The following is a 25001-nucleotide window of genomic DNA, read 5'->3' as shown; positions in this document are numbered from 1 at the left end:
GTTTGTGTGGAATTTATAAAGTAATACACAAGATGCGATAGAGGAGGGAATAACATGCAGACCCCTGTTTCTGTCAATGAAAAAAAAGATTTTATCCGCTGGTTTCTCAACCATTATCAGCTGAAACGAAGAGAGTGTGTATGGATTCTGAATTATTTAATGAGCCATGACTCGCTGATGGAAAAAGTGCATTTTGTCGAGCAGGCCGAATTTTGTCCGAGGGGCATTATCATGTCTACCCACTGCGTTGAGGAAGTGCCTTTTCGTTTTTATAAAGAAAATGTCATGACGACCGATGCAGAAAAATCATTTCATGATATCAGGCTGAATAAGCAGCAGGATCTCTTTATCCAGCTGAACTTCCGCTCAGCCTATAATTCTCCGGAATATGCGGCGGTACTCGAAGCCAACCCCCATATTCCGAAAGACCTATATGAAAATGAAAAAGATAAAATTGTCGCTGAACAGATTTTGGAGCATTCCATTTCCACTTTTCAGAGACAAAAGCTGCTGCGGGAAATCGATGAAGCGCTTGACCGCCAAGATAAAGAGAGCTTCGAAAAACTAGCTAAACAACTGAGCCAGCTGCGATAATCCGCTGCCAATCAAGCCTTGCCGAGAGCAAGGCTTGTTCAGCTCCGGAGAAAGCGCTGTCAAAACGAGGAGGCCGGGAGCCGTGAAATGGAATACGCACGATGCGGATATTTACTTGAACGCGAAAGAATACATCGATACAGCTGTCATCCCTTTAATATCGGTTAATTTGGGAGATCAGTTTAAATCGGCCGTATCAAAAGGGGAATTTACGTCTATACTTGCAGAAGAACTTGAAAGGCAGCTGAAGGGCAGAATCTATTTGTTTCCGCCCTGTACATATTTAGATGCGAATGAAAAATCGGCGCAGCATATCGCCGATTTAAAAGAAATGGCCGGAAAACATTTTCGCCACATCGTTTTTTTAACGACGGATGAACGCTGGAAGCAGGTGCTCGAAAGCGAGCAAAAGCTGCTGTGGGTTCCGGCGATTCCTCTCGAACATATGAAGGATTCGTTAAAGCAGAAGCTGCTGGAAGACCAAATTGAGCAAATATTGAACATTTTGTTACAATATTGGAACTCTTAATAAAAACACTTACATTTCCTTTGTATAATGATTTTGGGAATGTTGACCTTCCTAAAATATTGATATATTATGAGGGTGTCCTAGTTTCATGAATTTTTTTCTATTTCAGTTATATTGTAGCTGGGGACTTGAGGGGGGATATGAAGATGAGCGAAAAAAGACATCGGGTATCCAGACGTCAGTTTTTAAACTATACGCTGACCGGAGTCGGCGGCTTTATGGCGGCGGGGATGCTCATGCCTATGGTTCGCTTCGCGCTCGATCCGGTTTTAAGGCCGACTGAAGATCAGGACATGGTTCAGGTTGTCAGCGTTGATGAATTGACAAATGAACCGCAGCGCTTCGATTTTAAAATCAAACAAGTGGATGCCTGGTACGAATCGGAAGAATCGAGATCAGCGTGGGTTTTCAAAAGTGGGGACGAAATTGTAGCTTTATCACCGGTTTGTAAACATTTGGGGTGTACGGTCAACTGGAACAGCGATCCTAAAAATCCGAATAAGTTCTTTTGTCCGTGCCATTACGGACTTTATGAAAAGGATGGTACCAACGTGCCCGGAACTCCGCCGCTTGCTCCTTTGGACCGCTATGAGCAAGAGGTTAAAGACGGCTACCTTTACTTAGGGAAAGCCAAGCCGAGGAAGGATGGGTGATCATGCTAAACAAAATTTATGACTGGGTGGACGAAAGACTTGACATTACGCCGCTCTGGCGGGACATCGCCGACCATGAAGTTCCTGAACACGTGAACCCGGCTCACCATTTTTCAGCTTTCGTGTACTGCTTCGGGGGATTGACGTTTTTCGTTACGGTGATTCAGGTGCTGTCCGGCATGTTTTTGACGATGTATTACGTTCCGGATATTAAAAACGCCTGGGAATCTGTTTATTATTTGCAGAATGAAGTGGCGTTCGGACAGATTGTAAGGGGAATGCACCACTGGGGTGCAAGCTTGGTCATTGTGATGATGTTTCTTCATACGCTCAGGGTTTTCTTCCAGGGGGCCTATAAGAAGCCGAGAGAGCTGAACTGGATTGTCGGCGTTTTGATCTTCTTTGTCATGCTCGGTTTAGGTTTTACAGGCTACCTTTTGCCTTGGGATATGAAAGCTCTGTTTGCGACAAAAGTAGGTTTGCAGATTGCTGAGGCGACGCCGCTGATCGGCTCGGAAATTAAAACGCTGCTTGCCGGTCATCCGGATATTGTCGGCGCTCAGACGTTGACGCGCTTTTTTGCCATACACGTCTTTTTCCTGCCAGCCGCTCTGTTCGGACTGATGGCTGCACACTTTATCATGATTCGCAAGCAAGGAATTTCTGGGCCGCTGTAAGCGAGCGACTCAATTGAGAAGGAGGGGATGGCATGAAGAGGGGAAAAGGGATGAAGTTTGTCGGTGATTCACGGATCCCGGCGGAAAGAAAACCGAATATTCCAAAAGATTATTCCGAATTTCCAGGGAAAACGGAAGCGTTCTGGCCGAATTTCCTGTTGAAAGAATGGATGGTCGGGGCGGTTTTCCTTGTCGGTTTTCTCGTGCTGACCATCGTGCATGAGCCTCCGCTCGAGCGGATGGCAGATCCGACCGATACCGGCTACATACCTTTGCCAGACTGGTATTTTCTATTTCTTTACCAATTGCTGAAATACGAATATGCTGCCGGGCCGTATACGGTGGTCGGCGCAATTATTATCCCGACAATTGCATTCGGAGCGCTATTATTGGCACCGTTTCTTGACAGAGGCCCTGAAAGAAGGCCGTTTAAACGCCCGGTTGCCGTAGGGTTGATGCTTTTGGCAATTTCAGCGACGATTTTCTTAACATGGCAGTCCGTTGTCACCCACGACTGGGCCGCTGCTGAAGAGCAGGGTAAGATCAAGGAAGAGGCCAATATAGATACGAGTGCAGCAGGGTATAAGATTTATCAGGAGCAAGGCTGTATTTCGTGCCATGGAGACAACATGCAGGGAGGAGCGGCAGGCCCGTCTCTCGTTGACAACGGCTTGTCTCCGGAAGAGATTGCGAAAATCGCCAAGGAAGGAAAAGGCGAAATGCCTGCTGGCGTTTTTAAAGGATCTGATAAAGAGCTTAAAGAACTGTCTAAATTCATCTCCGAAACAACGGCGAAATAAAACGGTTGTCAAGTTGATGAAGGCAGGCTATACTCTTGATAGAGCTGAAGCTGACGCCAAGTCAGCCTCTCGGGCTGTCGACGATGTCGATGGCCTTTTCAATTTTGACCGCTGCTGATCGTGAACCGTACGGAAGCCGGAAAGGCCGCTGCTTCTTGGCGCACGTTTCTGCGGTCAGTCTGTGAAGCTGACTCGGCGGCGGCTTTTTTTATTTAAAGAGACTGTGAGTTGATTGCTTTGAAACTGATTTCCTACATGCTCGCTCAAAAGCCGCTGCTTCTGCTGCTTTTGATCATTAATTTCTTCGGTACGGTTTACGGGTATTACTGGTACCTTCCGCAACTGACGAATACGCCTGCGAAATTTCTGATTTTCGTTCCCGACAGCCCGACGGCGACATTGTTTTTTTTATTTGTTCTCATCGGACTTTTATTGGGAAGGAATGCTCCTCTCTTTGAGGCGCTTGCGCTTGTTACGCTCGTCAAATACGGGCTGTGGGCGGTTGTGATGAATATTCTTGTGCTTGCGGTGTCCGGAAGCCTCCATTGGACGGGCTATATGCTGATCGCGTCGCATTTCGCAATGGCTGTGCAAGGCGTGCTGTACGCCCCTCATTACCGGTTTAAAGGGTGGCATTTGGCGCTTGCGGCTGTTTGGACGCTGCATAATGATGTCATTGATTACTTGTTTGGCATGATGCCGAATTATTCAATGCTCGATCAATATATGCCGCAGATCGGCTATTTTACATTTTGGCTCAGTATCGCTTCGATCGCTTTGGCCTATTACTTGGTTTTGTCCCGGAAAGCTTTTAAGCTGTAACACGGATTCACAATCTAGGTCTAACCTTGTCCCTCTCTTCATACGCTTTAATAGAAGGAGTGGGAGGGACCGTAATGATACGAAAGGTGATCCTTTGCATGATGCTTGCGCTTGTTTTTCCTGCGGCCGGTTTAAAAGCGAAAGAATCATTGGCTTTGCAGGAATTGACGGAACTGTCAGATACGGTATTCCAGCTAACAAGGCAGTCTCAATATGAGGAAGCGGTACAAATTCTTCAATACTTTGAAAAACGGCTGAAAGCAGCGGAGAATGGGGAAACAGAGGGTATTATGACAGGCTCGGAAATCCGCCAGGTCAGTCTGGCCTACCATGATACGCTGAAAAGGCTGGAAAGCGAAGATGTCGCACAGCAGGAGAAATTTAAAGCCGCTGCCCAGTTTAGAATGCTGATGGACGCCATAGAATCTGACCATGATCCGCTGTGGAGCAGTTTGAAAAAGCCGATCATGGATTCTTTCAGCGCTTTGAAGGCCGGGATTCAGAAAGAAGACAACCTGACATTCAGGGAAAAGTGGAATCATTTTTTATCCTTGTATGATACGATTTATCCAAGCTTAACGATTGATGTTTCGCCAAAGCAGTTAAAAAGCGTCTCCAACCATATTGCAGTCGTGGAAAACGGGGGCTTTCAGCAAATGACGGAAAGCAGCAAGCTGGAAAGGCTGACGCTTTTGGAAAAAGATTTGGAAGATGTGTTTGATCAAGTAGAAGAAGATGATGCAGACCCTTCACTGTTATGGGTCATCCTGACGACAGGAAGCATTATCCTCTCGACGCTGACATATGTCGGTTTCAGAAAGTATAAAGCTGAAGAGGACAGGCGCAGAAAAAGAGAAAAAGATTGGCCGAAATAAGAAGCTCCGCTGATCGCGAGCTTCTTTTTTTTGCTGACCTTCAATCAGCGTGTGATGGGATTTTTGTTCTCATCAAGCGTAAACCCTTCTCCCAGAACGTCGTGTACGTCGCTTACGGCTACAAAAGCGTGCGGGTCGACCGAGGTAATCACGTTTTTCAGCTGGAAAACCTCATTTTTCGGAACGACGCAGTAGAGAACGTCCCGCTCTGTTTTCGTATATGACCCCTGACCTTTTAAAACCGTGACGCCTCTTTCCATTTCTTCAATGATTTTGCGCTGGATCTGGTCGTTCTTTTCAGAGATGATGGTGGCGCCTTTTGCAGCATAACCGCCTTCCTGCATAAAATCGATGACCTTTGAGGCGACAAATACGGCAACAAGCGTGTACATCGCTTCCTTATAGGAGAGGTAAAAAATAAGGGATAATGTAATGACGCAGGCGTCAAACACAAACATGGCTTTGCCCATCGGCACTTGAAAATATTTGTTGATCAGCCGCACAATAATATCGACGCCGCCCGTCGTTCCGCCGTATCTGAAAATAATGCCCAATCCGGTACCGATAAACACGCCTGCAAAAAGAGCCGCGAGCGCAAGATCGTTTTGTAGCGGCATATGAATCTGGAAGCGCTGAAAAATCCATAAAAACACCGACAGACTGACTGTGCCGAGAATGGTATATGAGAAGACCGTTCTGCCGAGGAGTTTCCAGCCGATGAAGAAGACCGGGATGTTCAGCACCAGATTGGATATGGAAGGATCGATGTTAAACAGGAAATAAAGCAGCAGGGTAATGCCGGTAAAACCGCCTTCCGACAAGTTGTTCTGCATATTAAAATGAACGAGTCCAAAGGAAAAAACAGCGGCGCCTGCTAAAATAAACAGGACGTTTTTCATTCTGATGTCTCCGAACATAAAAAAACTCCTTTCCTTCCATAAGCTGGCGTTAATATTATAGTGTATCCGTTTTAAAACAGCAAACCCGTCTTAAACATTTGTCAAACTTGTTTGAATTCGCTAACATGTAAGAGATGACAGGAGGTTTTGTCAGCATGACGAAAGAAAAAACGATGAAAGATATACAGCGTGAGGTTGACGAATATATCGGCCAGTTTAAAGAAGGCTATTTCAGTCCGCTTGCCATGATGGCCAGGCTGACGGAAGAGCTTGGCGAACTGGCGAGGGAAATCAACCATCATTACGGTGAAAAACCGAAGAAAAAAACCGAATCGGAAAAAAAGATCGATGAAGAAATCGGCGACGTATTGTTCGTTTTAGTTTGTCTTGCGAATTCGCTTCATATATCATTGGATGAAGCGCATGATATGGTCATGGAGAAGTTCAACACCCGTGACAAAGACCGCTGGACAAGAAAAGAAGAAGGAAAGTAGAGGAGAATCAAGATGCAAAAGGAGACCATTAAAATCGCAATAGCAGGACCGCGCGGAAGAATGGGAAGCGAAGCGGTCAAACTTGTTGAAGATACCGCACATTTTGAGCTTGTCGGTGCAATCGACCGTACATATAACCGTGAAAAGCTGTCAGACGTGATGATATCAAGTTCAGAAGCCGTCATTTACACCGATATTACCGAATGCTTTTCAGAAACGGCTCCGGACGTTCTGATTGATTTGACAACGCCGGAAATCGGCAAGCTACATACAAAAATCGCGCTGGAGCACGGCGTCCGTCCTGTTGTGGGAACGACAGGATTTTCTGAGAGTGACCTGAACGAGCTTATGGAACTGACCGACGAGAAGGGGATCGGAGCCATCATCGCGCCAAACTTCGCGCTCGGAGCCGTGTTGATGATGAAGTTTTCGCAAATGGCTGCCAACTATTTTACCGATGTCGAAATCATTGAACAGCACCATGATCAAAAGCTTGACGCACCAAGCGGAACGGCCTTGAAAACGGCGGAAATGATTTCGGCTGTTCGCGAAGCGAAAACGCAGGGGCATCCGGATGAAAAAGAAATTCTGCCGGGAGCAAGAGGAGCCGATCAAAACGGAATCCGTCTCCACAGCGTTCGTCTGCCGGGATTGATCGCCCATCAGGAAGTGATGTTCGGCGGAGACGGCCAAACCTTGAAAATCCGTCATGATTCATACAACCGCGCATCTTTTATGTCTGGTGTGAAACTGGCTGTTGAACAAGTGATGAAAATCGATCAGCTTGTCTACGGCCTTGAAAATATCATAGAGTAACAAGAAGGGGGAAATCGCTTTGAAAATCGCCTTAATTGCCCATGACCGAAAAAAACAGGACATGATTCAGCTGACGACCGCTTATAAAGATATTTTAAAAAAGCACGAGCTGTTTGCGACAGGGACGACCGGTTTAAAAATCACCGAAGCGACAGGGCTGCCCGTCGTGCGTTTTCAATCGGGACCGCTTGGCGGAGACCAGCAGATCGGTGCTTTAATCGCGAAAAATGACATCGACCTTGTGATTTTTCTGAGAGACCCGCTGACGGCCCAGCCGCACGAACCTGATGTGTCAGCTCTTATCCGCTTGTCTGACGTTTATGCCATTCCGCTCGCCACCAATATGGGAACGGCGGAAATCTTGATCCGATCTGTCGAGGAAGGCGCGTTTGAATTCAGAAACATTGTCCACGGCGGGGATCGAGATGCTTGATATACTGGCTTTCGGCGCGCACAGCGATGATGTAGAAATCGGCATGGGAGGAACCATTGCCAAATATACTAAAAAAGGCTTTCAAATTGGCATCTGCGATTTAACCCAGGCTGAACTGTCTTCAAACGGAACAGTCGAAACGAGAAAAAGCGAAGCGGCGCAGGCGGCCGACATTCTCGGCGCCAGCGCGCGGATTTCCCTCACGCTGCCGGACAGGGGGCTGTTTCCCAGCCAGGAGGCGATCAGGGAAGCGGTTGCCGTCATTCGAAAACATAAGCCGAAGCTTGTCTTTGTCCCTTATCCGAAGGACCGGCATCCCGATCACGGGCACGCAGCGGAAATCGTCGAAGAAGCGGTCTTTTCCGCTGGAATACATAAATACGAAGATGCAGAAAAACAGCCGGCCCATAAAGTCCAAAACGTGTACTACTATATGATCAACGGTTTTCACAAACCTGAATTTGTCATCGACATTTCCGAAACGATCAATCAAAAAAAGGAAAGCCTTGCTGCTTATCAGAGCCAGTTCACCCGTTCCCGGCAGTCGGTTGAAACACCGCTGACGAACGGATATATTGAAACGGTCGAAGCAAGGGAAAAGCTTTTGGGAAAAGAGGTCGGCGTCGCATACGCGGAAGGGTTTTTTTCAAAGCGGACTCTTCTGTTAAACAACGATTTATTTGGGGGCGGATGATGAAACAGTTAAAAATCGGAATCACATGTTATCCGAGTGTCGGAGGATCAGGAATTATCGCTACCGAACTCGGCAAGCTCCTTGCGGAAAAAGGACATGAAATTCATTTTATTACATCAAGTGTTCCGTACAGGCTCAATAAAGTGTATTCCAACATCTATTTTCACGAAGTCGAAGTCAATCAATATGCCGTGTTTAAGCACCCGCCGTATGATTTGGCTTTGGCCAGCAAAATGGCGGAGGTGGCGAAGCGGGAACAGCTTGATGTTCTGCATGCCCACTACGCGGTGCCTCACGCGATTTCCGCTTTTTTAGCGAAGCAAATGCTGAACGGAAACATTAAAACGGTCACAACGCTGCACGGCACAGATATAACCGTTCTCGGCTATGATCCGTCTTTAAAAGATCTGATCAAGTTTGCGATCGAGTCGTCTGACCGCGTAACAGCGGTTTCTTCAGCTCTTGCCGCGCAAACGTACGATTTGATCAAACCGAACAAAAAAATCGAAACGATCTATAATTTTGTGGATGAGCGCGTGTATTTAAAAAAGCAGGAGCATCATTCGCTGAAAGAGCAGTACGGCATTGCCCCTGATGAAAAAGTGATCATCCACGTATCCAATTTCAGACAGGTGAAGCGCGTGCAGGACGTCATCCATGTCTTCAGCCGCATTGTCAAACGAATGAAGTCGAAGCTGATTCTCGTCGGCGACGGGCCGGAGATGACCGTGATCTGCCAGCTTGTCAGACAGCTCGGACTAAAAGATGATGTTCTTTTCCTGGGCAAACAGGACAGCGTAGAAGAGCTTTACGCCATCAGCGATTTAAAGCTGCTTTTGTCCGAGAAGGAAAGCTTCGGTTTAGTGCTGCTGGAGGCGATGGCCTGCGGCGTTCCGTGCATCGGCACCAATATCGGAGGGATTCCCGAGGTGATCAAAAACGGTAAATCCGGTTACTTGGTCGATGTAGGAGATATTGAAGGCGCAGCTCGTAAAGCGCTCCATTTGCTGACTGATGAAAGCCTGCAGCGCCAGTTTGCGGAAGCGGCGCTAGAAAGCATCAAGGAGCGCTTTTCTTCCAGTAAAATCATCGCGCAATATGAAGAAATTTATCAACAATTAACAGACGGGGAGTGTGACAATGGAGGATCTCTTTTTGAAGGCTCTTCCTCTCCTTCGTGAGCTGAAAAAACACGGCCGGCAGGCCTACTTTGTAGGCGGATCTGTCAGGGATGCCCAAATGAACCGGGATATCGGTGATATTGACATCGCTACAGATGCATCCCCGGAAGAAATTGAAGCCATTTTTCCGAAAACCGTTGATGTCGGAAAGGAACACGGAACCATCATCGTCCTCTTTGAAGGAGAATCCTATGAGGTGACGACCTTTCGCGCAGAGCTTGAGTACGAGGATTACAGAAGGCCGAGCGGCGTTCAGTTTATCAAATCGCTGAAAGAAGACCTGAAGAGGCGGGACTTGACGATTAATGCCATGGCGATGGATGAACAGGGGAGACTGATCGACTATTTCGGCGGACTCCGCGACATACGGGAAAAATTGATTCAAACGGTCGGCGACCCGGCGGAGCGTTTTCACGAAGATGCGCTACGCATGCTGCGGGCGCTCCGTTTTATGAGTCAGCTCGAGTTTGAGCTTTCTCCAAATACAAAAAAAGCGATTTGCGAAAACCGTCTGCTCTTGGCTCATATTTCTACAGAGCGGAAAACGGTTGAATTCGAAAAGCTTTTAAAAGGAAAAGCGGCGGACAGGGCTTTGGAAGCGGCGGCTGAAACAGGGCTTTACAAAGAGCTTCCGGGGCTGGACGGCAAAAAGGAGCGCGTTCTGGCTGCCCGTGCTTTTCCTTTTTACCAACTTCAAAAAAGAGCGGATATATGGGCGGCTTTCATTCACATGATATCACTCGATTCCGCTGAGGCTCACCAGTTTTTAAAAGGGTGGAAGCTTCCGGGGAAAGTCATAAAACAGGCGCTCCTGACGGCTGAACGAATCGATCAAAAATGGGATGCCGTCTCGATGTATGAGGCGGGGGAAGAGACGCTGCTGTCCGCTTCCGCCATCCGCAGCTTAAGGGACAAGCAGGCAATCGATGAAAAGCGGCTGGCTGAAATCAGACAGTCGTACCGCGCGCTTCCGATTAAAAGCCTGAAAGACCTGGCGGTGTCTGGAAGCGATTTGTTGAATTTCAGAAAGAAGCCGGCCGGGAAATGGGTGTCCGATGATTTGAAACGGATTGAGCGGGCCGTGTTAAACGGGGAGCTTGCCAATCAAAAAAAAGCCATAGAGGAGTGGCTGGATTCATGCAGTCAAATTTAAGAAAGAAACTCATTCAATTGTTTACAGAGGCCGACGGCGAATTCATTTCAGGCCAGAAAATCAGCGAAGAGCTCGGATGCTCAAGGACCGCCGTTTGGAAGCATATCGAAGATCTGAGAAAATCGGGATATGAACTTGAAGCGGTCCGAAAGCTCGGCTATAAAATGATAAAAAAACCTGACAAAATCACCGAAGATGAAATCAGGCTCGGGTTAAAAACGAAAAAAATGGGACAGACCATCCATTTTCAGGATGTCGTCTCATCAACTCAAAAAATCGCCCATGAGCTAGCAAACAACGGTGCGCCGGAAGGAACGATCATCGTTGCCGACAAGCAGACTGAAGGAAGGGGAAGAATGGCGAGAGCATGGCATTCCCCAGAAGGAAACGGCATTTGGATGAGCATCATTTTAAGACCTGAAATGCCCGTGCAAAAAACGCCGCAGCTGACGCTTTTAGCCGCAGTCGCGATCGTTCAGGCAGTCGAAGAGCAAACCGGCATCGCAGCTGAAATCAAATGGCCGAACGATATTTTGATCAACCGCAAAAAAGTCGTCGGGATCTTAACCGAACTGCAGGCGGAAGCCGATCAGGTCCATTCTGTCATCGTCGGAATGGGGATCAACGTCAATCAGCTTGCTGGCGACTTTCCGGAAGAATTAAAAGAAACAGCGACAAGCCTTCGTCTCGCAAGCGGTGAAAAAATCGACAGAGCCGCTTTGATTCAAACGATAATGGCGGCATTTGAAAAAAGGTATGAAGACTATCTCGCCTACGGTTTCGAACCGATCAAGCTTTTATGGGAGAGCTACGCTTTGAGCCTGAACCGTGAATTGACGGCCAGAACGCTGAACGGAACGTTTCACGGCAAAGCGCTGGGAATAGACGAAGAAGGCGTCTTGATCCTGGAAACGAGTGACGGCATCAAAAAAATATACTCCGCCGATATCGATATAAATCCGTCATAGTTGGAAGGATCCATGCGTTTTTGGTATACTTCGGATGGGCAGTATCCTGTAGGAACTGCACCTGGAAAACATGCAACTGATAAAAAACAGTCTGCCTTGATCCAAAAAGGACTGGGACAGAGGGATGATTCTTGCCGAACACGGACGATTCGAAATCCTTCTTCTTGCCGGAAGGTTTTTTTGCTGTCCGAAAAGATGCTCATGCAAGCACGGCAGCTCATCTCCTCTGAAAAAGAGGAGGAGAAAACATGAAGACAAAGATTGATTTTCTAAAAATGAAACAAGAGGGAGAGCCGATCGTCATGCTGACGGCCTACGATTACCCGGCGGCAAAGCTTGCCGAACAGGCCGGCGTCGATATGATTCTTGTCGGCGATTCGCTCGGCATGGTTGTGCTCGGCCTTGATTCGACCGTATCTGTGACGGTCGCTGATATGATCCACCATACAAAAGCCGTAAAACGCGGGGCAAAAGATACGTTTGTGGTGACGGATATGCCGTTTATGTCTTATCACTGCTCTTTGGAAAGCGCTCTGAATAATGCCGCGGCGATCGTTCAGGAAAGCGGAGCCGATGCTTTGAAGCTTGAAGGCGGTGACGGTGTATTTGAGACGATCACGGCTTTAACACGCGGCGGAATACCTGTTGTCAGCCACTTAGGCTTGACTCCTCAATCCGTCGGTGTCTTGGGAGGCTATAAAGTTCAGGGGAAAGATGAAGAAAGCGCCCGCAAGCTGATTGAAGACAGCAGGCGCTGTGAAGAAGCAGGCGCAATTGCGCTCGTTCTCGAATGCGTCCCGGCAGCGCTCGCTGAACAGATTTCAAAGGAGCTCACGATTCCTGTCATCGGCATTGGAGCAGGCCCTGGTACAGACGGACAAGTTCTCGTTTACCACGATGTTGTTGGACACGGAGTAAGCCGGACGCCTAAATTTGTAAAACAGTATGTGCAAATCGATCAGCCGCTTGAACAAGCGCTTCGAGGATATGTTGAGGATGTCAGAAGCCGCGTGTTTCCTGAAGATGCTCATTCATTCCGTATCGATCAGCAAGTTCTTGAAGGATTATACGGAGGGAAATAAGCATGATTCAGATCCATACAGCAAAAGATATACAAAATGTAACGAAAAATTATCGCAAAGAAGGCAAAACGATCGGTTTTGTGCCGACAATGGGCTTCCTTCATGAAGGCCATATGTCGCTTGTGGAAAAAGCGCGAAAAGACAATGATATTGTCGTGATGAGCATTTTTGTCAATCCTATGCAGTTCGGTCCGGGTGAAGACTATGAAGCGTACCCGAGAGATATCGAAAGGGACCGGCAGCTTGCGGCTGACGGAGGAGTGGACATCTTGTTCACTCCTGAGCCTGAAGAAATGTACGGTCAGGAGCCGACGGTTACCGCAAGCGTGAAAAAGCGGACGGACGTCCTTTGCGGCCGTTCAAGGGAAGGTCATTTCGACGGTGTCGCAACAGTGCTCACAAAGCTGTTCAATCTCACCTTTCCGACAAGGGTTTATTTTGGCATGAAAGATGCGCAGCAGGTTGCCGTTGTCGACGGGCTGATCAACGACTTTTTCATGGATATTGAGCTGATCCCGGTTGAAACAAAACGGGAAGAAGACGGGCTTGCCAAAAGCTCAAGAAATGTCAACCTGCGAGCAGAAGAACGGCAGGAAGCACCCGCTCTCTATCAAGCCCTTCAGCGCGGCGCCGAGCTGATCCGTGATGGAGAGAGGGATGCGGAAGCTGTTAAGCGAGAGGTTCGGAGCATTCTTGAAAAAACGAGCGGTGTCATCGATTATGCGGATATTTATTCATATCCCGATCTGGAGATCAGGGAGCCATTGACTGGAAAAGTCATCATAGCGGTTGCCGTTCAGTTTTCCAAAGCCCGCTTAATTGATAATATCATCGTCGATATCCCGGCAGATCAAAAGGAGGATTTATGATGTACCGTACGTTAATGAGCGCAAAACTTCACAGAGCGAGAGTGACGGAAGCCAATTTGAACTACGTCGGCAGCGTGACAATTGATGAAGATTTGCTGGATGCCGTCGGAATGATGGCAAATGAAAAAGTGCAAATTGTGAATAATAATAACGGGGCCCGGCTGGAAACGTACATCATTCCCGGTGAAAGGGGGAGCGGCGTCGTTTGTTTAAACGGAGCTGCCGCCCGCCTTGTTCAAGTGGGAGATGTCGTCATCATCGTTTCTTATGCCATGATGTCTGAAGAGGAAGCAAAGACCCATAAGCCGAAGGTTGCCGTTTTGAACGAGAGAAACGAAATCGAGGAAATGCTGGGTCAGGAGCCCGCCCGTACCATTCTGTAGCCCCCTTGCCTTTAGGGGGCTTTCATATCGTTTAGAAAGAGTAGAAGGCGAAGCTTTTTCCCCGCATCTTTCTAAAACGTGTTACACTTTTGTCGAAGGTATCGAAATTGAGGTGTCCATTGAATGAACAATCAACGATATGTGGTCATTGATGTGGAAACGACAGGGAATTCGCCGAAAAAAGGCGACAGAATCATTCAAATTGCAGCGGTTGTGATTGAAAATGGACAAATGACCGAACGTTTCTCCAAATATGTGAATCCCAATCAGCCGATTCCCGCTTTTATCGAGCAGCTGACGGGAATTTCGAATGAAATGGTTGAAAATGAAGAGCCATTTTCGGCGATTGCCGAAGATATTTTTGAGCTGCTTCAAGACAGCTGTTTTATCGCTCATAACATTCATTTTGATCTTGCTTTTGTAAAGTATGAGCTGCAGCAGGCCGGTTTTGGCGAGCTTGAATGCAGCGTTCTCGATACGGTGGAGCTTTCGAGAATCGTTTTTCCGGGTTTTGACGGCTATAAATTGACTGAGCTGAGCGAAGAGCTTCAGATTCGCCATGAAAACCCGCACAGGGCTGACAGCGATGCGGAAGTGACCGCTTTGATCTTTTTACATATGATGGACAGACTGAAAAGGCTGCCGATTCCGGTTTTGAAATCAATCAGACGTCTATCCTGGCATTTGATCAGTGACGCGCAGGAGCTTTTTGACGGCTTGATCGCTGAAAAAGGTGCCGATGCCGAACTTGATGCCGGCTTTATGAAGGTTGGTTCCTTTGTGATCAGGACCCCTGAAGACGAGGATGAAGAGGCCGGTCATAAGAGCCGGGACCCGCAGACAGAGCCGCTTATTTGGGAAAAAGACGGCGGGCTTTCTTCATTGAACGACCGGTTTGACAAGAGAGAAGGACAGACGAAAATGATGCGGGAGGTCTGGACCGCTTTTCAAAATCATGAGCATGCTCTGATCGAAGCTGCCACTGGAATCGGAAAAACGCTCGGATATCTCGTGCCGGCTGCAATCCGCGCCAAGCAAACAGGCAAGCCGGTCGTGATCAGCACATATACGACATTGCTTCAGCAACAGATGATCAACCGTGATATCCCGCTTTTGGAAAAGATTTTTCCTTTCCCGGTCAAAGCCGCGGTTTTAAAGGGCCGCTCTCATTATTTATCCATTCGCAAGTTCAAGCATATTTTACAGGAAGATGATGACAATTATGATAGCGTCCTTGCAAAAGCGCAAATTCTCGTCTGGCTGACAGATACAGAAACGGGCGATTTATCGGAAATTAATCTTCCGTCAGGCGGAAAGCTTCTGTGGGACAGACTGGCATATGATTCGCATTCATATGCAGAAAACAGCAGCTTAAGGAAACTGTGTTTTTATGAGAGAGCCAAAGCGCGGGCGCAGAAGGCTGATATGATCATTACCAATCATGCGCTTCTGTTGACTGACGAAGCCAATCAGCGAATTCATACCGGTGATGCCGATACGTTTGTTATTGATGAAGCCCATCACTTTGAACGCGCAGCGGGCGAGCAGTATGGGGCAAGAGCAGACTATGTCTTTCTCCATAAAAGGTTGATGCGGCTCGGCACCCTCAAACAAAGGGGGATTTTAAAAAAAGCCGAACGCCTCTACCGGTCAGCAGGCATTTCACCAGAATCTTTTTTCCAAATGGACGAATGGCTCGCTCAGCTTCTTGAAGAAAGCGATCTGTTCTTTACGGCTGTTCATTCTTTTGTCAAGCGGAGGAAACCAAGAAACGATCTCAACCGTCTCTTATATAAGATCGGCGAAATCGGTGAAAGCAGGGCATGGAACAGGCTTGAAGAAAGCGCGAGAAGACTGTGTTCCTTGCTGTATGACATGCACCGGCTGTTTTCGGATCAAAAGAAAAGCCTCGCTGAAAAACAGGCTTCCTTCACCAGCCGCCAGGTGTTTTTGTTAGAGGAATACGATTCATGCATGGACGACCTTGAAGAATATCGAAAGACGCTCGCCCGCTTGATGTTTGACCCTGTCGAAGATGAGGTCGTCTGGATTGAAATTGACGCGAAGGGCGCAAAAAACGCCGCGGCCATTTACGCTCAGCCGCTTGATACAAGCGAAATTCTGGCCGACCGGTTTTTCACCGAGAAAAAAAGTGTTGTGCTCACATCGGGGACGCTTGTCGTCGAGAACTCATTTGACTATATGATCAAAAAGCTCGGTTTAAGCGATTTCTATCCGAGGACCTTGCAAATCGAGGCGCCTTTTTCTTATGATAAGCATATGAACATCATGATTCCGACGGATGTCAGCCCGATTCAAAACGATCCTGAAGACTATATTCGAGATGTCTCACGTTATGTCAAGGCGCTTGCAAAACAGAAAAACGCCAAAGTGCTCGTCCTGTTTACGTCTCATGATATGCTGCGAGATGTCTACCATGCAATAAAACAAGAGGAAGACTTTCCTTGTCAGCTCCTTGCACAGGGGATTTCCGGCGGAAGCCCCGTCAAGGTTATGAAATTGTTTAGATCGTATCCCCATGCGGTTCTTCTCGGAACGAACCATTTTTGGGAGGGCGTTGACTTTCCGGGTGACGAGCTGACGACGCTGGTCATCGCAAGGCTGCCGTTCAGGCCGCCAGACCACCCCGTTGAATCAGCCAAGTGTGACCGGGCAAAGAGAAGGGGAGAAAGCCCGTTTCAAGCGGTATCTCTGCCGGAAGCTGTCCTGGCATTCAGGCAGGGCATCGGCAGGCTGCTTCGCTCGGAGAAAGACAGCGGAACGGTCGTGATTCTCGACCGCCGCATCCGAACCTCTTCCTACGGTACGGTGTTTATGAAGGCTCTGCCCCCTGCAAAAGTCATGGAGCCTACATTCCTTGAACTTGAAGCCTACATAGCCGGGAAAAACGGCTAAAAGCCGCATAAAGCGGCTCTTAAATGGTGTGGATTAAGGTTTTATTTTTTAGGCTGTTTATTTAAACGGTTATCCCGTTGTAACAACTAGTATGGCTTTAGGCACAGAGAGTATGAATTACAATTATTGTTTCGTTCGGAGGTATTTGAAAAATGGAAAACAAAATCGAAATTTTATCTACCGTAAGCGTCGAGCATTCAGAAGACCTGTATAAAATCGTCGACCTTTTGAACCGCACGCTCAAACGCGATGATCTCATGTTCGGCCTCGCTCTCGATGAAGAAGATCAAAAACAGGCCATTTTTACGATTTATCGTACTTAGGAGCAGAAAATGGGCAAAAAAACATTAATTTTCATACTGATATTTGGTATTATCTTTTTAACAGCACTTCTTGCGGGAGCGAATGTCTACCGTACCGCTATGGATCAGAAAGAAAGCGGCCACGAGCAGGCTGCCGAAACAGCCAAGCAGGAAGCAGGCTTAAAACAAGTTGACAGCGTGGAGACGTTTGTCGGCAAAGAAAAGCAGTACATTGTCACAGGGACGGACAAAAAAGGCGGCAAAATGTATGTTTGGGTGCCTGCTGACAAAAAGCAGAAAACGATTTACAAAAAAGCGGCAGACGGCATTACCGGCCGCCAGGCTTCAAAAGCGGTTCAGGATGAAGGCCTTGTGTCTGAGCTTAAAGAGGTGCACCTTGCAAGGGAAGGCAATGTTCTATTGTGGGAAGTTACATACTTAAATAAAGATGGGCAGTACAGTTTAAGCTATGTGGACTTTATAAACGGAAAAATTCACAAAAATATTACGCCTTAGACGAAACAGGGGGAAATCGAGTTGAATCTAGCTAAAAGAGTATCAGCGTTAACACCATCTGCAACACTGGCAATCACTGCAAAAGCAAAAGATTTAAAAGCGGCAGGGCACGACGTCATCGGTCTTGGGGCGGGTGAACCGGATTTTAATACGCCTGAGCACATCATTGAGGCGGCTGTCCGTTCGATGAATGAAGGACATACCAAATACACGCCTTCCGGAGGTCTTGCGGCGCTGAAAGACAGCATCCGCGAAAAATTCAAGCGCGATCAGGGAATCGAGTACCGCCAATCTGAAGTTATCGTGTGCACAGGTGCAAAGCATGCTCTTTACACCCTATTTCAAGTGCTCCTCGACGAAGGGGACGAAGTGATTATTCCGACTCCGTACTGGGTCAGCTATCCTGAACAAGTCAAGCTTGCAGGCGGCAAACCGGTATTTGTGGAAGGCCTTGAGGAAAACAGCTTCAAAATTTCTCCGGAGCAGCTTGAAAAAGCCGTCACGGAAAAAACGAAGGCTGTGATCATCAATTCCCCAAGCAATCCGACAGGCATGATGTATACGGAAGAAGAGCTGAAAGCGCTCGGTGAAGTATGCCTTCGCCGCAACATTCTAATCGTATCTGATGAAATATATGAAAAGCTGATTTACGGCGGAAAAAAACATGTATCCATCGCACAGCTTTCTCCAGAACTTAAAAATCAAACCGTAATCATCAACGGGGTTTCCAAGTCACACAGCATGACCGGCTGGAGAATCGGGTATGCGGCAGGCAGCGAACCGATCATTAAAGCGATGACGAACCTTGCCAGCCACAGCACGTCAAATCCGACATCTGTCGCACAATACGGAGCCATTGCCGCTTACAATGGACCAAACGAGCCTGTTGAAGAGATGAGAAAAGCTTTTGAAGATCGGCTGAACAAGGTGTATGAACTGCTTGTTGACATTCCGGGATTGACATGCCTGAAGCCTGAAGGGGCCTTCTACTTGTTCCCGAATGCAAAAAAAGCGGCAGAATCGTGCGGCTTTTCAAGCGTTGATGAATTCGCCGAAGCGCTTTTGGAAGAAGAAAAAGTTGCGATCGTTCCCGGTTCAGGGTTCGGCGCACCGGACAACATCCGTCTGTCGTATGCGACATCCCTGTCACTTTTGGAAGAAGCGGTCGCACGGATTCGCCGCTTTGTCGTGAATCGCAGCCGCTAGAAGCAGAAAGCGTCCGCAGCTGGACGCTTTTTGCATGCACGCAAGCTGCATTGACCTGATCGAATCAAAAAAGGTATAATATACGTTATGGACGTCAGAAAGAATGAGGGCTTGACCGAATTCTTTCGTGTTTTGGAGGGAAACGATAGTGAAAACAACAATAAACCAAGTGTACAAGCATGTTGGTGAAGAAGTAACAATCGGCGCTTGGATCGCCAACAAACGCTCAAGCGGCAAAATTGCGTTTTTGCAGCTTAGAGACGGGACAGGCTTTATCCAAGGAGTCGTCGTCAAAGCGGAAGTGGACGAAGAAACATTTCAAGCCGCTAAATCTGTCACACAGGAAACATCTTTATATGTAAAAGGCGTCGTCAAAAAAGACGAGCGTTCGCCACTCGGCTACGAGCTTGCAGTCACATCGCTTGAAGTCATCCATGAAGCGACAGATTATCCGATTACGCCAAAAGAACACGGAACAGAATTTTTGATGGATCACAGACATTTGTGGCTCCGTTCAAAACGGCAGCACGCAACGATGAAAATCCGCAATGAAATCATTCGCGCTACATACGAATTTTTCAATAAGGAAGGCTTTGTTAAAGTCGATCCTCCGATTTTGACGGGAAGCGCACCTGAAGGAACGACAGAGCTTTTTGCGACAAAGTATTTTGACGAAGATGCCTACCTTTCGCAAAGCGGCCAGCTTTACATGGAAGCTGCTGCAATGGCTTTAGGAAAAGTCTTTTCATTCGGGCCGACTTTCAGAGCTGAGAAATCAAAAACGAAGCGCCATCTGATTGAATTCTGGATGATCGAACCGGAAATGGCGTTTGTCGAATTCAATGAAAACCTTGAAGTTCAAGAGAACTATGTCTCTTTCATCGTTCAAAGCGTACTTGAAAACTGCAAAATTGAACTGAATACGCTCGGCAGAGACACTTCCAAACTGGAGCTTATCAAAGCGCCTTTTCCAAGAATCACGTATGATGAAGCGATTCAGTTCTTAAAAGAGAAAGGCTTTGACGATATTGAATGGGGCGATGACTTCGGCGCTCCTCACGAAACGGCGATTGCCGAAAGCTATGACAAGCCGGTATTTATTACACACTATCCGACATCATTAAAGCCGTTTTATATGCAGCCTGCACCTGACAGGGACGATGTCGTACTGTGCGCTGACTTGATTGCGCCTGAAGGCTACGGTGAGATTATCGGCGGATCTGAACGGATCCATGATCTTGAGCTTCTCGAAGCGCGCCTGAAAGAGCATGGTTTAGAATCGGATGCTTATCAATGGTATGCAGAGCTGAGAAAATACGGCTCAGTTCCGCATTCAGGATTCGGACTCGGACTCGAACGGACGGTTGCCTGGATCTGCGGTTCTCCGCACGTCCGCGAAACGATTCCGTTCCCAAGACTATTAAATCGCTTATATCCTTAAGAAAAAAGTCTCCTGATTGCAGGAGACTTTTTCACAGTCATCCATGATATACTGGAAGGTAAGAGGTGTATCAAATGAAAAAACAGCACTTTATTAAGATGCAGGAGATGGGATCTGTCACCATTCCGAATCTGCTTTTTTTGAACTATCGGGAGCTTGGCTTAAATGAGACAGAATTCATGCTGCTCTTAAACATTAAAATGCATGTTGAAAGAGGTTCATTTTTTCCGACGCCGGAGGAATTAAGCAAGACGATGTCGATTGAAACCGAACAATGTATGAACATGCTGAGAATGTTCATTCAAAAAGGCTTCATCTATATAGAAGAATGCGAAGACCAGAACGGCATTAAGTTTGAAAAATATTCGCTCGAACCTCTCTGGGGCAAGCTGTTTGAGCATCTTGAAATGGACGAGCAGAAGAAACTCGCTGAACAGAATGAAGGCGAAGAGAAGAGCCTTTATACGATCTTTGAAGAGGAATTTGCGCGGCCGCTGTCTCCGCTTGAATGCGAGACGCTCAGCATCTGGCTTGACCAGGATCATCACGATGCACAGCTGATCAAACAAGCTCTCAAAGAAGCCGTCATATCAGGAAAACTCAATTTCCGCTACATTGACCGGATTTTGTTTGAGTGGAAGAAAAACGGCATTTCAACAGTCGAACAAGCCGCAAACTACAGCCAAAGATTCAGGCGGAAGACCGCACCGCGGCAGAGTGAGCAAAAGGAGTATACAAGACAGGTTCCTTTTTACAATTGGCTTGAACAATAAAGTGAAAGGTGAAGACATGCTGACAAAAAAACAGATCGAGTTTTGTTTAGAAACAATCGGTGAAATGTTTCCGGATGCTGAATGCGAATTAGTCCATGACAATCCGTTTGAACTTGTCATCGCCGTCGCTTTATCGGCCCAATGCACAGATGCGCTTGTCAATAAAGTGACGAAAACGCTTTTCAAAAAATATAAAAAGCCTGAAGATTATCTTGCTGTTCCGCTTGAAGAGCTGCAGCAGGACATCAAATCGATCGGCTTATACCGGAATAAAGCAAAAAATATTCAAAAGCTCTGCAAAATGCTGCTGGAAGAATACGGCGGTGAAGTGCCGAAAGACCGGGACGAGCTGGTGAAACTTCCGGGCGTCGGGAGAAAAACCGCCAATGTCGTCGTTTCCGTTGCATTCGGTGTTCCCGCCATTGCCGTCGACACCCACGTGGAAAGGGTCTCAAAAAGGCTCGGCATTTGCAGATGGAAGGATTCGGTCACGGAAGTCGAAAAGACGCTGATGAAAAAAGTGCCTGAATCAGAGTGGTCCGTTACTCATCACCGCCTGATCTTTTTCGGACGCTATCACTGCAAGGCGCAAAGGCCGAAATGTGAAGAATGCCCGTTGTTTTCTCTGTGCAGGGAAGGGCAAAAACGATATAAAAAAGGGCTGGTGAAGATGCCGTGACAAGCGTTTCTCTGTTGGACGAATACGAAAAAACGCTGCGTAAGAGAAGACCGGAATCCGGCGAAAGGCTTGACGTTCTTTTGGAAAATCCGCTCTGCTGCGATTTTTTTCAGGACATAGAAGAGGACAAGCCGTGGGAGCATGCGGAAGAATGGGTTCCGCTTCTGTTTGCGGCTTGGGAGCGTACAAAAGAAAAGCTTCTGCCCGTCTTTAAAACGAGAAAGTCAAGGTGCAGCCAGGATGATATGCTGAACGGGGTGTGCTGCTTGATCGCAAGCCTTCACTGGACGATGGGGGAGCCTGTCACAAGTCTCAACTGGGAGGCTATCACCCGTAAGGATTTTGGAGCCAAGCCGATGAACTGGACGGAACGCCTCGAGTTTATCCTCCAGAAACCAACGCAGTATCATTGTTTTATTCAGCTTGACGAATTGTTTACGGAAATGAAAAAGCAATTTTATAAATATGTTACCATCAATCATAAAAAAGCCACTCACTAAACTGTGAGTGGCTTTTTAGATTAATGGGTTCCGGTTGATTGACCATTGGAATTTGTTTGTTGATCATCTGTGTTGCTGTCTTGATCCGGGTTTTTGTTTTTGTCTTTATTCTGATCTTTGTTTTGATCATCGGCGTCATCATCTTTTCTGCCGTCTGTATTTCCCGGATTTTGATTGTTTTGATCTGGATTGCCTGAATTTTGATCATCCGGCTGATTAGAGTTGCCGTTATTTTGTTTGTCTTTGTCCTGATCATCATCAGCATCCTGCTTCTTCTCGTCATCCTCGTCTTTCTTTTCATCGTCCGCTTTTGACTCATCATCTTCAGCCGCATTGACTTTAAGCGTCACAGAAGCAGGGTCGCTTTCGCTATCTTCAGTAACGGCCGTGACTTGGAATTTGTAGACGGATCCTTCTTTTGCATTCGGTATGACGGCTTCTTTCGCACTGCTGCTTTGAATTTCGCTGTATCCGCCTCCGTCAACAGATTGTTTGACTTTAAAGGATACATCACCGTCTCCGGAATATGACCATGAAAGCTTGATGCTCTTTGATGCTTCATCATATTCTGCGCTCAAACCTGTCGGCTTGTCGGCATCTTCTTTTTCCTCATATTTTTTCGAAACAGTCGTCGGCTGTGTGCCTTTTACAAAGTACTCAGTGACTTTTTTATCGCTAGGCGTGTTGCTGCTGGCGAGCACCGGCGGGTTCGAGCCTTTTAGAACGGTCGCTTCAACGACGCTGTCAGGCTTTTCAAATGAGCCGCTGCCGTTGTCCACCTTGGCAATCAATTTTTTGAACAGAAGTTTGGCGACTTGCTGTTCGTTCGCGCTCAGCGAATTATGGCCAGATTTTCCGGTCCAGACGGCAGCTGTGTATTGCGGTGTATAGCCGACAAACCAAGAATCTCTTGCTCCATTAGGATTTATGCCATATTTTTTGATATCGGCTTCTTCAAAGTTGGTTGTACCTGTTTTACCAGCTACAGTAACATTAGGAACTTGTGCGGCTCTACCTGTTCCCGTCTGGACGGCTGTTTGTAGCATATCCGTCATCATGAATGCCGTGTAGTCGCTCATGGCAGCCTTTGATTCAGGCGTCAAGTCAAGTTTTGTGCCGTCATTGAATTCCACCGCTGTGACGGTGTGCGGCTCATTGTAGTAGCCGTTGTTGCCGAATGCGCTGTACGCTCCGGCCATTTGCAGTGTCGATACACCGTTTCCGAACCCACCGATCGCATAGGATTCGTGTAACTCATCCTTATCAATCGAAAGGCCAAGGCCTTTTGCAAAATTTAACACGTTATCTTTACCGGCAGCCTGAAACGCTTTTAAAGCAGGGATGTTTCTTGAATCGGCGAGTGCCTCTCTCATTGACATCCAGCGTTTGTAATTCCGGTCATAGTTATGAATTTCCTGGCCAGTTGAATATTTGTACGGCTCATCTTTAATCTGTTCATATGTCGACCATTTTTTGTTCTCAATAACAGGTCCGTAGTCAAGGATCGGTTTGATTGTTGAACCCGGTTGGCGTTTTTCATCAACTGCATAATTCCAGTCGCCCGTATTTCGATTTCGCCCGCCGCCGATCGCGCGGATTTCTCCGGTTTTTGTATCAAGCAAGGTGAGGCCGGCCTGCATTTTTTCGGTATACTGGATCGAATCGCCGTCCATCAGCTCATCCACATAATCCTGGGCGTCTGTATCAATCGTCGTGTAAATCTTCAGTCCGTCCGTTCCCGGAGTGACGTTCGCTTTTTCTTTTACTTCGGCGACGGCCTGCTCGACAAACGCGCTGTATTTGTTGGACGTTGTTTTTGCGTACTCCTTCGGAGAGACAAGGCCTTTTGTGACGGCTACTTTTTTCGCTTTGTTGTACTCTGCGTCAGAGATAAAGCCGTGTTTATTCATCAGACTCAGCACGACATTGCGCCGTTTCTCGGCTTTTTCCGGATGTTTAATCGGGTTGTAGTTATTCGGGCTTTGCGGCATGCCGGCAAGCGTTGCGGCCTGCTCGACCGTTAAGTCGTTTAGATCTGTCACCCCGTAGAATTGCTCAGCCGCTTTTCCGACACCATAGGCTTGCGGCGAGAAGTAAATCCGGTTTAAATACATTTCCAGAATTTCGTCTTTTGAATATTTTCTTTCGAGCTGGAACGACAGCCAGACTTCCTGGACTTTCCGTTTCAGCGTTTTTTCATGTGACAGAAGGGAGTTTTTGACGACCTGCTGTGTGATCGTACTTCCGCCTTCAGAACCGAATCCGCCTTCGAAGTTTGCCAGAAGCGCTCCTCCGATCCGGATCGGGTCGACGCCGTGGTGGTCATAGAAACGCGCGTCTTCCGTTGCAAGAAATGCGTTTTTGACGGAATCAGGGATGTCTTTAATCGACACGTACGTCCGCTTTTCCGAACCAATTTCGGCGATTTCTTTTCCGTTTTTGTCATAGACGGTGGAAGAGTACGGTGTTTTCAGTTTTGCGTCATCAAGGGACGGCGAGTCCGCTACCATCACTGCAAAAGTGACGCCCCCGGCAATCAAGCCGATAACACCAATGATTAAAATGGATAAAAGAATTTTCTTAAACAATCCTGCTTTTTTCTTTTTCTTGGGTTTAGAATGAGTATTAGACCTGCTATTGCCCTGCTGGGCTTTTCGCCGTTCCTGGCGGCTGTTAAATTGATCTGACATAACATCTCAACCTTTCGTAGTTAAACCTTTCCGCTCACATGACTTTAAAATCATAA

At 47.3% G+C, this 25001-nt stretch carries 28 protein-coding genes; 26 read left to right on the top strand and 2 right to left on the bottom strand.

Going from position 1 to position 25001, the window contains the following annotated elements; translation table 11 throughout:
• Positions 1 to 54: 54 nt before the first annotated feature.
• The 8 genes from LQ247_RS14990 to ypjB all read left to right on the top strand — a co-directional run bounded on the left by LQ247_RS14990 (position 55) and on the right by ypjB (position 4950).
• Entirely contained in the window at positions 55 to 594 is a 540-nt protein-coding gene (locus LQ247_RS14990) for a ReoY family proteolytic degradation factor (RefSeq protein WP_020451944.1), read from the top strand.
• 82 nt (positions 595 to 676) lie between these two features.
• Positions 677 to 1123, top strand: a complete 447-nt coding sequence (locus LQ247_RS14985) for a YpiF family protein (RefSeq protein WP_025811228.1) — start codon at positions 677 to 679, stop codon at positions 1121 to 1123.
• Positions 1124 to 1269: 146 nt separating this feature from the next.
• Positions 1270 to 1776 (top strand): QcrA and Rieske domain-containing protein, encoded by a 507-nt coding sequence (locus LQ247_RS14980; RefSeq protein ID WP_003182954.1) that lies wholly within the window; start codon positions 1270 to 1272, stop codon positions 1774 to 1776.
• Positions 1777 to 1778: 2 nt separating this feature from the next.
• Positions 1779 to 2453, top strand: a complete 675-nt coding sequence (gene qcrB, locus LQ247_RS14975) for a menaquinol-cytochrome c reductase cytochrome b subunit (protein ID WP_003182952.1) — start codon at positions 1779 to 1781, stop codon at positions 2451 to 2453.
• 32 nt (positions 2454 to 2485) lie between these two features.
• Entirely contained in the window at positions 2486 to 3253 is a 768-nt protein-coding gene (locus LQ247_RS14970; protein WP_020451942.1) for a menaquinol-cytochrome c reductase cytochrome b/c subunit, read from the top strand.
• 35 nt (positions 3254 to 3288) lie between these two features.
• Positions 3289 to 3438 (top strand): hypothetical protein, encoded by a 150-nt coding sequence (locus tag LQ247_RS14965; RefSeq protein WP_164468298.1) that lies wholly within the window; start codon positions 3289 to 3291, stop codon positions 3436 to 3438.
• 70 nt (positions 3439 to 3508) lie between these two features.
• Positions 3509 to 4075 carry a DUF1405 domain-containing protein gene (locus tag LQ247_RS14960; protein WP_371268734.1) on the top strand — a complete coding sequence of 189 codons (567 nt, stop codon included), beginning with the start codon at positions 3509 to 3511 and terminating at the stop codon, positions 4073 to 4075.
• 74 nt (positions 4076 to 4149) lie between these two features.
• Positions 4150 to 4950: a sporulation protein YpjB gene (gene ypjB / locus LQ247_RS14955; protein ID WP_035338516.1), complete on the top strand. Its 801-nt coding sequence runs from the start codon at positions 4150 to 4152 to the stop codon at positions 4948 to 4950.
• A 44-nt stretch (positions 4951 to 4994) separates the two neighbouring features.
• Here ypjB and LQ247_RS14950 read toward each other — a convergent pair whose 3' ends face one another.
• Positions 4995 to 5867, bottom strand: a complete 873-nt coding sequence (locus tag LQ247_RS14950) for a YitT family protein (RefSeq protein WP_023857433.1) — start codon at positions 5865 to 5867, stop codon at positions 4995 to 4997.
• Between the two features lie 137 nt (positions 5868 to 6004).
• Between LQ247_RS14950 and LQ247_RS14945 the strand changes: the two genes are divergently transcribed.
• The 18 genes from LQ247_RS14945 (at position 6005) to LQ247_RS14860 (ending at position 22255) form a co-directional block, all read left to right on the top strand.
• Positions 6005 to 6343: a nucleotide pyrophosphohydrolase gene (locus LQ247_RS14945; protein WP_023857432.1), complete on the top strand. Its 339-nt coding sequence runs from the start codon at positions 6005 to 6007 to the stop codon at positions 6341 to 6343.
• Between the two features lie 12 nt (positions 6344 to 6355).
• A complete protein-coding gene (gene dapB, locus LQ247_RS14940) occupies positions 6356 to 7159 on the top strand; it encodes a 4-hydroxy-tetrahydrodipicolinate reductase (RefSeq protein WP_050820863.1) in 804 nt (267 codons plus the stop codon).
• A 19-nt stretch (positions 7160 to 7178) separates the two neighbouring features.
• Positions 7179 to 7592, top strand: a complete 414-nt coding sequence (mgsA, locus tag LQ247_RS14935) for a methylglyoxal synthase (RefSeq protein ID WP_020451936.1) — start codon at positions 7179 to 7181, stop codon at positions 7590 to 7592.
• Positions 7585 to 8286 (top strand): bacillithiol biosynthesis deacetylase BshB1, encoded by a 702-nt coding sequence (gene bshB1, locus LQ247_RS14930; protein ID WP_020451935.1) that lies wholly within the window; start codon positions 7585 to 7587, stop codon positions 8284 to 8286. Before mgsA ends, bshB1 begins: the two co-directional genes overlap by 8 nt.
• Positions 8286 to 9467, top strand: a complete 1182-nt coding sequence (gene bshA / locus LQ247_RS14925) for an N-acetyl-alpha-D-glucosaminyl L-malate synthase BshA (RefSeq protein ID WP_025811230.1) — start codon at positions 8286 to 8288, stop codon at positions 9465 to 9467. Before bshB1 ends, bshA begins: the two co-directional genes overlap by 1 nt.
• On the top strand, positions 9427 to 10620 hold the full coding sequence (locus LQ247_RS14920) for a CCA tRNA nucleotidyltransferase (protein WP_048350231.1): 1194 nt from the start codon (positions 9427 to 9429) through the stop codon (positions 10618 to 10620). Before bshA ends, LQ247_RS14920 begins: the two co-directional genes overlap by 41 nt.
• A complete protein-coding gene (locus LQ247_RS14915) occupies positions 10605 to 11588 on the top strand; it encodes a bifunctional biotin--[acetyl-CoA-carboxylase] synthetase/biotin operon repressor (protein ID WP_023857428.1) in 984 nt (327 codons plus the stop codon). The genes LQ247_RS14920 and LQ247_RS14915 overlap by 16 nt, the downstream gene beginning before the upstream one ends.
• 248 nt (positions 11589 to 11836) lie before the next feature.
• Complete coding sequence (gene panB, locus LQ247_RS14910) at positions 11837 to 12670, top strand: 3-methyl-2-oxobutanoate hydroxymethyltransferase (protein ID WP_020451930.1); 834 nt, start codon at positions 11837 to 11839, stop codon at positions 12668 to 12670.
• A 2-nt stretch (positions 12671 to 12672) separates the two neighbouring features.
• Positions 12673 to 13539, top strand: coding sequence for a pantoate--beta-alanine ligase (gene panC / locus LQ247_RS14905; RefSeq protein ID WP_095291607.1), 867 nt, complete (start codon positions 12673 to 12675; stop codon positions 13537 to 13539).
• Positions 13539 to 13922 carry an aspartate 1-decarboxylase gene (panD, locus tag LQ247_RS14900; protein WP_003182918.1) on the top strand — a complete coding sequence of 128 codons (384 nt, stop codon included), beginning with the start codon at positions 13539 to 13541 and terminating at the stop codon, positions 13920 to 13922. Before panC ends, panD begins: the two co-directional genes overlap by 1 nt.
• A 123-nt stretch (positions 13923 to 14045) precedes the next feature.
• Positions 14046 to 16838, top strand: coding sequence for an ATP-dependent DNA helicase DinG (gene dinG / locus LQ247_RS14895; RefSeq protein ID WP_231006221.1), 2793 nt, complete (start codon positions 14046 to 14048; stop codon positions 16836 to 16838).
• Between the two features lie 152 nt (positions 16839 to 16990).
• A complete protein-coding gene (locus tag LQ247_RS14890) occupies positions 16991 to 17161 on the top strand; it encodes a YpmA family protein (RefSeq protein ID WP_003182913.1) in 171 nt (56 codons plus the stop codon).
• Between the two features lie 9 nt (positions 17162 to 17170).
• A complete protein-coding gene (gene tseB / locus LQ247_RS14885) occupies positions 17171 to 17656 on the top strand; it encodes a cell wall elongation/penicillin-binding protein regulator TseB (protein ID WP_020451926.1) in 486 nt (161 codons plus the stop codon).
• Between the two features lie 21 nt (positions 17657 to 17677).
• Positions 17678 to 18862 (top strand): pyridoxal phosphate-dependent aminotransferase, encoded by a 1185-nt coding sequence (locus LQ247_RS14880; protein WP_023857423.1) that lies wholly within the window; start codon positions 17678 to 17680, stop codon positions 18860 to 18862.
• A 148-nt stretch (positions 18863 to 19010) separates the two neighbouring features.
• Positions 19011 to 20303 (top strand): asparagine--tRNA ligase, encoded by a 1293-nt coding sequence (asnS, locus tag LQ247_RS14875; RefSeq protein WP_144499151.1) that lies wholly within the window; start codon positions 19011 to 19013, stop codon positions 20301 to 20303.
• 74 nt (positions 20304 to 20377) lie between these two features.
• Entirely contained in the window at positions 20378 to 21076 is a 699-nt protein-coding gene (locus tag LQ247_RS14870) for a DnaD domain-containing protein (RefSeq protein ID WP_023857421.1), read from the top strand.
• 16 nt (positions 21077 to 21092) lie between these two features.
• Positions 21093 to 21755, top strand: a complete 663-nt coding sequence (gene nth, locus LQ247_RS14865; RefSeq protein WP_224067142.1) for an endonuclease III — start codon at positions 21093 to 21095, stop codon at positions 21753 to 21755.
• Complete coding sequence (locus tag LQ247_RS14860) at positions 21752 to 22255, top strand: YpoC family protein (protein ID WP_411220885.1); 504 nt, start codon at positions 21752 to 21754, stop codon at positions 22253 to 22255. Before nth ends, LQ247_RS14860 begins: the two co-directional genes overlap by 4 nt.
• A gap of 20 nt (positions 22256 to 22275) precedes the next feature.
• On the opposite strand, the gene LQ247_RS14855 is transcribed toward LQ247_RS14860, so the two are convergent.
• Positions 22276 to 24945, bottom strand: a complete 2670-nt coding sequence (locus tag LQ247_RS14855; protein ID WP_224067141.1) for a PBP1A family penicillin-binding protein — start codon at positions 24943 to 24945, stop codon at positions 22276 to 22278.
• Positions 24946 to 25001: the final 56 nt, after the last annotated feature.

The sequence above is a fragment of the Bacillus sp. BS3(2021) genome (genome assembly GCF_021043345.1).
Classification (GTDB): domain Bacteria; phylum Bacillota; class Bacilli; order Bacillales; family Bacillaceae; genus Bacillus; species Bacillus paralicheniformis.
Note: the sequence above shows the minus strand (reverse complement) of the source record. Positions and strands in the feature narration are given on the sequence as shown.